Origin of the sequence: Aeoliella straminimaris, from assembly GCF_024054565.1 — a bacterium.
GTDB lineage: Bacteria > Planctomycetota > Planctomycetia > Pirellulales > Lacipirellulaceae > Aeoliella > Aeoliella straminimaris.
The window spans coordinates 234250-246100 of the sequence record NZ_JAMXLR010000036.1 but is presented as its reverse complement, the minus strand read 5'-3'; the positions used below and the strand labels follow the sequence as shown (position 1 = coordinate 246100).

At 58.2% G+C, this 11851-nt stretch carries 7 protein-coding genes; 4 read left to right on the top strand and 3 right to left on the bottom strand.

Annotation, left to right across the window (positions count from 1 at the left end):
- Positions 1-77: 77 nt before the first annotated feature.
- Together NG895_RS10305 and NG895_RS10300 are read right to left on the bottom strand one after the other, a co-directional pair.
- The gene (locus NG895_RS10305) at positions 78-455 is read right to left on the bottom strand and encodes a carboxypeptidase-like regulatory domain-containing protein (protein ID WP_252852402.1); all 378 of its coding nucleotides are present in this window, start codon (positions 453-455) and stop codon (positions 78-80) included.
- Positions 456-564: 109 nt separating this feature from the next.
- Positions 565-1629: a DUF1559 family PulG-like putative transporter gene (locus NG895_RS10300; RefSeq protein WP_425267221.1), complete on the bottom strand. Its 1065-nt coding sequence runs from the start codon at positions 1627-1629 to the stop codon at positions 565-567.
- A gap of 590 nt (positions 1630-2219) precedes the next feature.
- Between NG895_RS10300 and NG895_RS10295 the strand changes: the two genes are divergently transcribed.
- The 3 genes from NG895_RS10295 (at position 2220) to NG895_RS10285 (ending at position 8570) form a co-directional block, all read left to right on the top strand.
- The gene (locus NG895_RS10295; protein WP_252852400.1) at positions 2220-2960 is read left to right on the top strand and encodes a DNRLRE domain-containing protein; all 741 of its coding nucleotides are present in this window, start codon (positions 2220-2222) and stop codon (positions 2958-2960) included.
- Positions 2961-3088: 128 nt separating this feature from the next.
- Positions 3089-4651, top strand: a complete 1563-nt coding sequence (locus NG895_RS10290; RefSeq protein ID WP_252852399.1) for a pectate lyase family protein — start codon at positions 3089-3091, stop codon at positions 4649-4651.
- Positions 4652-4661: 10 nt separating this feature from the next.
- Complete coding sequence (locus NG895_RS10285) at positions 4662-8570, top strand: right-handed parallel beta-helix repeat-containing protein (RefSeq protein WP_252852398.1); 3909 nt, start codon at positions 4662-4664, stop codon at positions 8568-8570.
- A gap of 54 nt (positions 8571-8624) precedes the next feature.
- Here the strand turns inward: NG895_RS10285 and NG895_RS10280 are convergent, their stop codons facing one another.
- A complete protein-coding gene (locus tag NG895_RS10280) occupies positions 8625-10211 on the bottom strand; it encodes an efflux transporter outer membrane subunit (RefSeq protein WP_252852397.1) in 1587 nt (528 codons plus the stop codon).
- 375 nt (positions 10212-10586) lie between these two features.
- Between NG895_RS10280 and NG895_RS10275 the strand changes: the two genes are divergently transcribed.
- Positions 10587-11846: an efflux RND transporter periplasmic adaptor subunit gene (locus tag NG895_RS10275; protein WP_252852396.1), complete on the top strand. Its 1260-nt coding sequence runs from the start codon at positions 10587-10589 to the stop codon at positions 11844-11846.
- Positions 11847-11851: the final 5 nt, after the last annotated feature.

Here is an 11851-nt window from a genome sequence, read left to right as displayed (position 1 = left end):
GAAACGAAAAGAATAGTGATAAGTACAAACAAGCTAACGGCTGCCCATCGGCAACAGTTAGTTTTAATCGGGAAAACTTACCGAGGATCGAGTTTGAGGTCTAAGTTCTTGTCCTCCCCAGCGTCTAGTTGAAAGGATAGGCCCGATGTCGTCGGGGTGTTGTATTTAGCGGCAATGGTGGGCGGTGCGGCGTGATCCCAGTCCCCTTCGTCCTCGACCACAGAGACTTGATACTCGCCAGCAGGAATCTGTGCGCTACTCTCGCTGGTCATCAGCTCGAACTGCCCCTGGTCGTCGGTAACGGCGCTAGCCCAGCTACCGGTTTCGCTCTCGCGTGCCGTGACCCGGGCGTTGACGACAGGTGCCCCATCCGTGCGCGTGATCTGACCTTCCACGCTCCCCGTCGAACCATCGCCGCATCCAGGAATGGCTACGCCGAGAACAACAACCGTCAAGTAGAACCGCCAGTTATTCACGTTATATCGCAGTGGGCAATGGGTGCAGAGTTGGAGTCGGACTCAGAACAGGGTGGATCCGGCAATCGCGGAGTAGCCATCAGGTACACTAGGGATGCAGGCTTTCGGCCACACCATCGATGTCATAAATCTCGCCACCAGCACGTGACGCCATGCGATCCATGACGGCCAAATCGGTGCCGGTGGGAATAGACTGAACGCTGGCGTCGCACATCAAGAAATTGGCAATCCCGGGGTGCGCACCCCCAAAGCCACTATCGCCGCCTTCGTCTTCCGACTCAGTGCAACGCTGACAGAAGGGACGGGTTTCGCCGATCGGGAACCCGGGCAGATGGTCGCCATTGAAGGCGTGGCCCGACTCACCCAACTTGCGACTGACTTCACCCCCCAACAGGGTCTGGCTGGTTCCGTCAGTAATGCTTCGAAACGACGTAATGCCGTTAAAGGACTTCAGTTTGCGTCGATCACTATCGAAATATTCCACCTTGCTGCGATTGGCCTGCGGCATGGCTCCATTTACGGCACTGCCCAGGCAGCCGTCGTAGGTGCCGTTGGTGATCGTAACGATATTTCCATTGCAATCTCGTCCCTGCTGTGGATAGGTAGAACCGGAAACTGCACGGTAGTCGGAAATAGCACCTGCCCAACCGTTACTCCTGCCACCAAACTCGTCGTCTCGCCGGGGATGACTGTGCACGCTGTCCGGCATCTTCAGCACAATGTGGCTGTTGACACCCGTAGCAGAACCATCGTGCGACATCGATGGACAGTAGTAGTGAGCCACTTCGATGGTTCGCGTCTGCAGGCTTTGATCGTAGAAGCATCCCAGCTCGTTCTTCCACAGGTCCTTCACCTGTTGCTGCTCCGCGTAGTCGAGCACCAGCATCAACCAGGTGGGTTGGTGGTCGTCGACGCGCATTGGGGGCAGATGCTTTCGCGTGTCGTGGTAGCCGTGCGTTGACAGCCCAAGCTGCTTGAGATGATTGATGCACTGGGTGCGCCGGGCGGCTTCGCGTGCAGCCTGCACCGCGGGTAGTAGCAGGGCCACGAGAATGCCGATGATGGCGATCACGACCAGCAACTCTACTAAGGTGAAACCCGGCTTTCTCGGCCAAGAGCAACCACGTAAGGAAGCCCGTCTAGCGACTGAAATTCGGTAACTGTCCATAGAAACGTTCAGTTGTAGAGTAGAGATGAGTTTGCACTCCACGTTCTCTTGCGCAACGTAGACGGAGCGAGAAAATGCAAATCGAAGGAATAGGTAATACACAAGCGATTGGCGACAACGCTAAAGGTAAACGCCTAGCTATTAGGAAAAGCGATCCGCCGTCCTCGTCGCCAACAGGTCGGCCAATTGACTCTCGTTCTTCTGTAATCGTAGGAACGCGATGCGGCTTTCGCTAGCCACAGGTCTTGCAAAACATCTGCCGTTTGTCGCATGCAATCGCGCTGCACATGGAACGCCTTGGCCCGCTCCAGATGCAGGTGCGAAGATGAATGAAGCCCGCATGGCAGCCTCAACGGTGCTTCCCCCTTGGCGACTCTGCGCAATCGGGCACCGCAATTGCAACCATTGTTAGTTGAAGGAATGCTAACAGCCGCCTATCGTGGATAGTGACGTTGCGCGGGATTTGGCATCTTCGGCGGACTTCTGCTACGTCGTGTTTCGCGCACCCTTTTCTACCGAGGGCCCTATTCGGCTCTTAAGTCAGACACCTTGTCCGAACAGCTTGGGAGAATCTAATGAGACGAACTTCTTGGGCGATTGCTGCATGTATGAGCCTCGCCAGCATCACTCTCCTTCAACCCTGCTTCGCCGCATCCATCGGCGTGACTCACGACACCTGGGTACGTGAAGACAACGCGGATAGTAACCGCAATGGCAACTCCGAAATGAACGCCCGTACCGATCTGGACGGTGACGACAACGATGTCATTCTCCTTCGGTTTCCCACCACCGCGCTTCCCTCGGGCGTAAGCGGTGTTTCGCTGAATCTCTTCTGGCAGCGGGACGATTCCAGTTCCAGCAACTCACTGTCACTGTACGGCCTCAACGAATCGGATGCCGATGAAACTTCGTGGGATGAGACAACCGTCACTTACAACAACGCGCCCGGCTTACTGCCCGACGGAGTGGATCCCACGACCGAGTTGGCCAACAGCAATTCCTTTGACGACATACGGGACCTCGACGTCGCCAATTTAACGCTGCTGGTAGCCGACCAGCCCTACGGACCGCAAGTAACCAACGAGCAATATTCGTTCTCCGGAACCGCCCTGGATGACTTCCTGAATGCCGACACCAACGGCCAGGTCACCTTCTTGATTCTGCGCGGAAACGAAAGCACCAGCGGCAATCAAGCCCGATTCTGGGCCAAGGAGGCGGGTCCCGGTGCCACGCTGAGCTACGTCCCCGAGCCCAGCACCATGGCGCTTATGGGGCTGATGTCACTGGCGGTCGGCATGATCGCGCGGCGACGTTGATGCCGCCGGAGTTCAACACCGACGACTTGATTTCTACGCGGCGTCCCGGTACCGGGACGCCGCTTTCTTCATTTCCGAATGAGCGGACCATGGCGGCAATGAGAACTCGATGGATGGGATGCCTGACAATGGGACTCGCGCTTTGCGCAGGCCCGTCGCTCGGCGCTCTTCCTGCCTTTCCCGGAGCGGTTGGTCAAGCCGCAAGCACGACAGGCGGCCGTGGAGGTGATGTCTACCATGTAACGACTCTGCAGGACTACAATTCCGACGCGGATGAGCAGAAACTTCCAGGCAGTCTGCGACACGCGATCCGTTCCGCGGAAGGTCCTCGCACCGTCGTGTTCGACGTGAGTGGTCCCATCGAGCTTAAGTGTCCGCTAGAGATTCTGAAGAGTAATCTGACCATCGCAGGCCAATCGTCTCCTGGCGGTATAACCTTGTGGGGTTACCCGCTGGAAATCAGCAAGTGCTCGGATGTCGTGGTGCGTCACTTGCGCATTCGGCTGGGTGACTTTAACGCTGAACACGACGCGGATGGACATCGGGGCGGCTTTGTAGGAGGCAACAACGACCTGAAGGCGAGCACCGCCAACGCCGTGTCGATCCACGGCGGTGCCGAGCGGGTACTGCTCGATCACTTGTCCGTCTGCTGGGGTATGGACGAAACTCTGTCGGTCACCAAGTGCCGCGACGTAACCGTCCAACATTGCTTGATCGCCGAAAGCCTGCGACGATCGTTCCACGCCAAAGGTTCCCACGGCTATGGCTCGCTCGTGCGAGGCGAGTTAACACCGGCCGATCAAGCGGCCGGTGTGGGGGGCTTCACCTTTTACCAGAACATGTGGGCCCATCACGACGCACGCAATCCTTCGATTGCAGGACAGCAACGCCTCGACCCGAGCCAACAAGAGGCCGATCGCCGACGCGCGGACGTGAATGTGGTGAATTGCCTGGTTTACGACTGGGGTAGCCAAGCCACGCATCGAAGCAACTATGGAGAGGTACGAATCAACCTGCTGGCGAACTACTACGCCAACGGCCCGGCGAAGGACGCCAAGTACTTCTTCCGCGGCACTCCCACCGCCCGCACCTTCCTGCGGCACTCGGGCAACGTTCACGACCGCTCCGTGGACGGGGTCTGCAACGGAGAATTAATCGACACCACGAGGGACATCGCTGCCGGCTTTCGTGATATGCGAGACGACGACGAAATCGTTCTGGCCGATCCTCCATTTCCATTCCTTGGCAACCTGGAAGGCCACGTGCAATCGGCACGCGAGGCGGTAGAGAGCATTCAGCACGGTGTGGGCTCCTCGCTATGGCGTGATGCGGTCGATACGCGAGTGATCGATTCGTTCGCGACCGGCACAGGTGGCCTCATCGATTCACAAGAGCAGCTGCGGCACGGCGGACAACTGCCAGGCATCGACGACCTGAAAGTTGAAGAGCGTCCTGCGGACTTCGATGTCGACCGCGACGGCATGGCCGACGCGTTCGAACGGCAGCATGGTCTGTCGCCAGACGACGCGGGTGATGCAAATGCTCTGGGACTTTCGAACGCGGGCTACACGAACCTGGAAGTCTACCTCAACAGCCTCGTGGAAAACGCGAGCGGCACGCCATCGCCGCCTGGTGGCAATTCCGACAACGCTCGTCGCAGCGGCACGTCGCTTCGGCAACCTACTCGATAGAGATACTTCAATGAAGAGTCGCGGGCAAGTTCTTGCATCCCTGGTCATCGGCCTCCTCTGTTGGCCGCTTCAAGCCCCGTCGGCAGAGTACTACATCGCACCGGGAGGGTCGGACGCCAACGGCGGATCGATCGACAGTCCGTGGGGAACGTTCAACCACGCCATCGATCAGATCGGCGCAGGGGACACACTACTGGTTCGCGGCGGCACTTACGACCTGTCGTCCCGAATTCGCATCCAGAAAGGCGGCGTCTCTCGAAATCCCATTAACATGTGGGCCTACCCGGGCGAAACTCCCATTCTCGACTTCGACTCCAACCCCTCGACATCCGACCGGGGGATCCAGCTCGAGCGAGATTGGTGGAACATTCGCGGCCTAACCATCCAAAACGCTCCCGACAATGGCGTGTGGGTCTCCGGCTCCAACAATACGTTCGAGCAACTGGTGCTCCGCTGGAACGGCGACTCAGGGCTTCAGCTTTCTGGCGACAGTTCGCGTCAGCCGTCAAACAACCTGATTCTCAACACCGATTCGTACGAGAACTACGACCCGCAGAATCACGGTGAAAATGCCGATGGGTTTGCCGCGAAGTTTCGTGACCTGGGTCCCGGCAATGTGTTCAGCGGCAACCGCGCCTGGGGCAACTCGGACGATGGTTGGGATTTCTGGGCTGCAGCCAACGGAGTGGTCGTCGAAAATAGTTGGGCCTTCGACAACGGGTTCAACATCTGGAACGACTCGAACTTCGCCGGCGATGGCAATGGCATCAAGCTGGGACAGGACAGCGGGCGGCACGAACTCTCCAACATGCTGGTGTGGGGAAATGCTTCCAACGGTGTCGACGTGAATGGCAATGCCACGCCGAATTCATCCATCAGCCCACCACACGTCGACCATGGCGTCGCCGTTTACAACGTCACATCGTACGACAATGGCAATCGCAACTTTCGCTTCGACGAAGACTATCCCCATGTGCTTCGCAATAACATAAGTTTCACTGGGAGCAACACGATCTATGGCCCGGCGGACGACCAATTCAACACCTGGAACGGCCTTCCGGTACGGTCCGCCGATTTTCTCTCACTCGACGATAGCGCTGCCCGTGGTCCCCGGCTTCCCGATGGCAGCCTGCCTGTCATCGACTTTCTGCGACTCGCTCCCAATAGCAGTCTGATCGATGCGGGAACTGACGTTGGCTTGCCGTTCTACGGGTCGGCGCCCGACCTGGGGGCATTTGAAACTCAACCGCAAGTATTGGCCGGCGACTTCAATGGCGATGGATTCACAGATCTGGCCGACTATACGCTATGGCGAAACAATCTTGGCTCGGCCGACGACGCGATAATTAACTATGCAGGCGACGATACCGTCGGTGTTGGCCTAGGTGACTATCAGGTTTGGCGGGCGAGTTATGGCTCCATGGCGGCCGCGAGCCATACCACTACCGTGCCAGAGCCCAGCGCCATTGCTTGTTGCGTTCTGCTGGCTATACCAGCAGTCAAGCTCCGCTTCCGCATTCGCTGGGTATTTGCGGCGGCAACGCTGCTCAGTTGTGCGATCGGCATCCGGACCAATGCCCAAGCACCGGTGTTCTCCGGCGCCGAGGGCTATGGAGGCACTTTCTCCGGTTCGGCACCTGCGGCAGGCTGGTTTTCTGATGCCACGGTCTACCATGTGACCAACCTGAACGACTCAGGCCCCGGCTCATTCCGCGACGCCTTCGACGAAAACAGCGCCAACAAAGTGGTGGTCTTCGACGTCGCAGGCACGATTCAGCTAACTAGCGGCAAACTCGACATCAAGAATCTCGCCAACTACTACATCGCCGGCCAGACGGCCCCAGGACCGGTGACGGTGTACGGCAACCTGACGCAACTCACGCATAGCAGCGGCAAAGAGAATCGCAACGTGGTAATGCGATACTTGAGCTTTCGCAAAGGCGATGGCGACGGTAGCGATGCGGTGACATTTGCCGGGAGCGGCCTGGGGACCAATTTGATCTTGGACCACGTATCGGCTTCGTGGGCCGAAGACGAGATCCTGTCGGTTGCCAACAACAACACCAACGTGACCGTCCAGTACTCGATGATCCACGATGCCCTGGTCAACAACCACGCGTATGGCTCGCTGATCAGGCCGCGCATCGACTCGCAGGTCACATTTCACCACAATCTCTATGCCAATAACGCCAGCCGGCAGGCCCGCTTTGGAACTTACAACGGCGAAACACTCACGGCCGACTTTCGCAACAACGTGGTATACAACTTTCGCGATCGAGCCAGCTACACCGGCGGGAGTAGCGAATCGGAGCAAGAGCATACCGACGTCAACTACGTTGGCAACTACATCATTGCCGGCCCCGGCACCGAAGGCACTCCCACCATCGCCTACAGTGTCGACAAGAATGTCGATACGCGAGTGTACCAGTCGGGCAACTTCATCGACCCCGACGAGGCGCCCGGCGGTGCGGCTGCCGACGGGGTGTTAGACGGCAACGATACCGGGTGGGACATGTTCCGCGTGAACAATCAGACCGATCAAACGCTGACGAAGATGGCCGCGCCGTTCGCCACGCCAGCAGTCACGACTCAGTCGGCCACGGATGCCTATCACCAGGTGGTCGACTACGTTGGCAACTGGTGGTGGAAGCGCGACGCGATCGATTCGCGAGTCATCAGCAACGTGGAAAACTTCACCGGCGTGCCTATCGGAGCTGCTGCCCCAATCTCCAGCGAGCTGAACGGTCTGTTGGCAGCCCCACAACAGACGCACCCGGCGGGCTACGATGCCGATGGAGATGGCATGGAGGACACCTGGGAGTCGATGCATGGTGGCGATCTGACCTGGAACGACGACTTTGACAACGATGGCTACATCAATCTCATCGAGTTCATCAACGAAAAGGGGCAGTTTCCTGCTCCAGCACCTATCGTATTCGAAGGCGCAACCAGCAATCGCTACGCGGCCATCACGAACTGGCGCACCGACGACGGAAGCACCACTATCGGAACTCACTGGCAGCCGGCCCGCTTCGACGATGCCGTGATTCACTCCGGCACCGTGGTCGTCGATGCGGTGGGCCAACATGCGGGACGGCTATGGATTGCCCCCGAATCAGCTGACAACGCCACGCTGCAAGTGGCGTCCGGATGGCTAAACGTCGAAGACCGTGTGGAAGTCGGCTCCCACAACTCGACCGGCACCCTCATTGTAGACTCCGGTGCAGCATTGATCGCCCCACAAGTGTACGTCGGCCCCATGGGCACCCTGACTGGCGCCGGCCAGGTGATCGGTGAAATCGTGAACGAAGGCACCGTTTCGCCAGGCGCTTCGCCAGGGACATGGACGATCGATGGCGACTTCACGCAAACCACCACTGGACTGCTGCATCTGGAACTGGCCAGCGACTCGGAGTTCGATCGGCTCGAAGTACTCGGCAACCTCACATTGGAAGGGACGCTCGAGGTTAGCCTATTGGAAGGCTACCGCCCCAAGGCCGGCGATACGTTTGAATTGCTCGCTTGGTCGGGCGGATCCGATATCGCCTTCGAATCCGCCCTCTTTCCCGAACTCGATAGCGGGGTCGCGTGGGACCAATCGCAACTGGCCACCTCCGGCACATTGAGCGTCGTGGCCGTGCAACCTGAACTGCCTGGCGACTACAACGACGATGGGTTTGTGGATCTGGCCGACTACACTATGTGGCGCAACCATCTGGGCTCGCCAGAAGGCACACTGCCAAACGACAGCGATGGCGGTACGATTGGATCCGCTCAGTACCAGACTTGGAAGAACAATTTCGGCAACAGTACCGAGCAGTCCGCTTCTAGGGGCAACGCCAGTGTCCCGGAACCCTCCGCGGTCCTGCTGTTCGCACTGGGACTCACTGTGCTGCTCACGATGAATGGACGATGCTAGCCGCATCGTCCATTTCGCCAACCAGTCGTTGGGGGTTCAAACGAAGCTTGCGTCTCAATCGCTCAAGTTACCCACTGGGTTCTCCAGGACTTGATCGATTGGCTCCTGCGGAATGGCCGGCGGAACATCAATCTCTTCGGCATCCGCCGCGTCTTCTGACTGCTGAACCACAGGGGCCGGTTGCCTCAAGTACGGAGAAGGCCAGCCACCTCCCAGCGAGCGATAGATCGACACAACACCTTGGGCCACTTCCCCCTTCGCCACCGCGGCGGACAGTTCCTGTTGCGTCTTAAAGTTCTGCACGTTGAACACGCGGTTGAAGTCGATGTCGGGTTCACCTTCCCTAAACTTCATGATGATGAGTTCATTGGTTCTGTCGGCAGCTTCGGCAGCCTCCAGCTGCAAATCGAATTGCTCCTGCGACTTCAAGAACTGTATGATCGCATTTTCCGCCTCCAGGTTGGCCAGCAACACGGTTTGACGATAGGCGGCCAGCAGTTCTTGGAACCTGGCATCCTCAAAGCGGATGTTGTTCAACAGTCGACCGTAGTTCAGAATATTCCAATCGAGTGACGGTCCTACCGAACCAAAGCCCGATCCACCGCGAAACAGATCTTTAAACTGGTTGGCACTACGTCCGACAGTTCCCGTTAGCGTAATATGAGGATAAAGCTCCGATTCGGCGACACCGATCAGAGCACTCTGTGCCGCGAGTTCTCGCTCGGAGCGACGGACGTCCGGCCGTTGCAGCAGAGTGGCTGCAGGAATGCCAAGAGCGATCTCCGGCTCGACACTCGGTATCTCACCTTCTCCGAGTATTTCCTCCAGGTCCTCGGGTGGAATACCCAGTAGGATGCAGAGCTGGTTTTCTGCTTGCCGGAGGAAGATCTCCAACTGAGGAACTAACGACTCGGTTTGTACGAGGCTCGACTTCGCCTGCTGGACGTCAATATCACTATACTCACCATTGCGCAGACCGATCTCCGTAATGTTGTAGGTCTCGCGTTGATTCTCGACGTTCTCTTTTACTAGCTCCAGTCGCGTCTGGACGGTGCGAATGTCGATATACGTTGCCGCAACGTCGGCAATCAGCGTGACCACCACATCGCCAAAGTCGTAGATCGAGGCATCCAGATCCGCGTCGGCCGCCTCGACAGCACGACGGTACCGGCCCCAGAAGTCGAGTTCCCAGGAGAGCCCAAACGACCCCTGCCAGTTACTGAAGTGGCGGTCGCCAACGCCGGTGGTCAGGTTGTGCGAGTACTGCGCCGAGAAATCTTGTTGCTGGGGAAACAGTTCCCCCACCGTGATCGCGCGGAGTGCGCGGGCCTGCATGATTCGGGCACCCGCTTGCCGCACCGTGAGGTTTTGAGCGTACGCCTCAGAAATCAACTGGTTCAGGACCGGATCGTTGAAGGTGGTCCACCAGGCGGCTGCTTCGACCGGATCGTTGATCACACGTTTGTCGTCGGCGTCGATCCAGTCCTGGGCAACGGGGGCGGCCGGCGTACAGTAGTTGGGGCCGACCTTGCACCCATTGGCAAAATAATCCCGCGGGCTCGTGCAACCGTGCAGGAATACCACGGAAAACGCCATTACGACCACTTTTATGGGCCATAAAACAGCGTGCAAGCGGTTCATAGGTGGGTCTGACTTCCTGCTCATCGAATATCCGTTACTAGCGGCACTGCCGATATACCCCATTTTTTCCATGTCATCGTTGATTCTGCTTCCAGTCCTATAATCTGTTTTGGTAGACTAGAAAGGCTTAACACCCAGAGCCCACCAAGCAGATCCAAGGCTTTCCTCACCGGAAAAAGCGGCAAAGTCTTCCATCCTGCATGCAATCGAATCGGTCCCCACCCGGCTCGATGGGGTTAAGATGTACAAGTCGCATCCCGGCTGCGACTTGGAACATGGCTTGTGCCCTCCTTCCGACTTCGCGGGAACCTGCAACTTTTCCGCAATGGGACAAGCTCCCGCCCCACCTCCGAGATTCCCACCTTTAGCTTGTTGATGCGATCCAGACGCATGGCGACGCCTCCCCGAAACTCAACGCACGTGCTCGGCCTGATAGTCAGGCTCGTGCTGCCGTGCGCCATTCTTGCCGGCGGTTGGTTCGGTTTTACGTATCTCTCCTCGGGCGTGGAAAAGGCGCCCACCCCCGAGAAGGAGCGACAAACGCTTCGCACCAAGGTGCAGAAACTGGAAGTTGCCGACTATCCGGTCATCGTCAAGACTCACGCGGTGGTGCAGGCACACAACGATGTCACGCTCGCGTCACAGGTGGCCGGCCGGGTGGTGCGGGTTAGCCCCTCCTTCGAGGTCGGGGCGTACTTCACCGAGGGCGAAGTACTGGTTGAAATCGACCCACGCGATTTCGAGAATCAACTGGCCATCGCCAAGTCGGAACTGGCCGTTGCCGAATCAACCCTCACCCTCGCAAAGCTGGTAGAAGATCGCAAACTGAGGCTCGTTAAGTCGAAGGCCGTCTCTCAGGGTGAGGTCGACTCGGCCACTGCCAGCCGCGAACAGGCCGAAGCCAACGTCAACCTCGCCGAAAGCCGGGTAGAACAAGCCAAGCTCGACTTGCAGCGTACGAAGGTGCTGGCTCCCTTCGACGGTCGGGTGAAATCAAAGCTCATTGGTATCGGCCAGATGGCTGGAACCAACAACCCGTTGGGCGAAGTGTTTGCCATCGACTATGTGGAAGTGCGATTGCCAATCGCTGGTGATCAGAGGCAGTTTTTGAACTTGCCCGAGTTCTCCGAGGACGCCTCACTGGAAGTGACACTGCAAGACGCCATACGCGACGCCAACGACACGGTGTGGCGAGGCAAGATTGTCCGTACCGAAGGTGTGCTGGATGCCGACTCTCGCGATTTGTTTGCTATCGCCCGCATCGATGACCCCTTCGGACGCAAGACCAACAAGCCGCCGCTGCGCGTCGGGCAACCCGTCATTGCCTCGATCGAGGGGACTACGCTCAAAAACGTCGTTGCGCTACCTCGGGCCGCGGTGCGTCAAATGGACCGTGTCGTGTTGGTCGACCCCACCGATCAAACGCTTCGGCCGATGACAGTGGAAGCACTCTGGTCGGACGCGGAGAACGTGGTGGTGCCTGCTTCGGCCATCCCCTCCAATATGTGGCTGGCGACCACCACCTTGGCCTACTATCCGGAAGGTGCCAAAGTGGAGATCATTCCTGAACCTGGTGCCGGCGAATCGATTGCCGAATCGACCTCAGCAGACGCTCCCACCAAGGCCACGAACTAACCCGC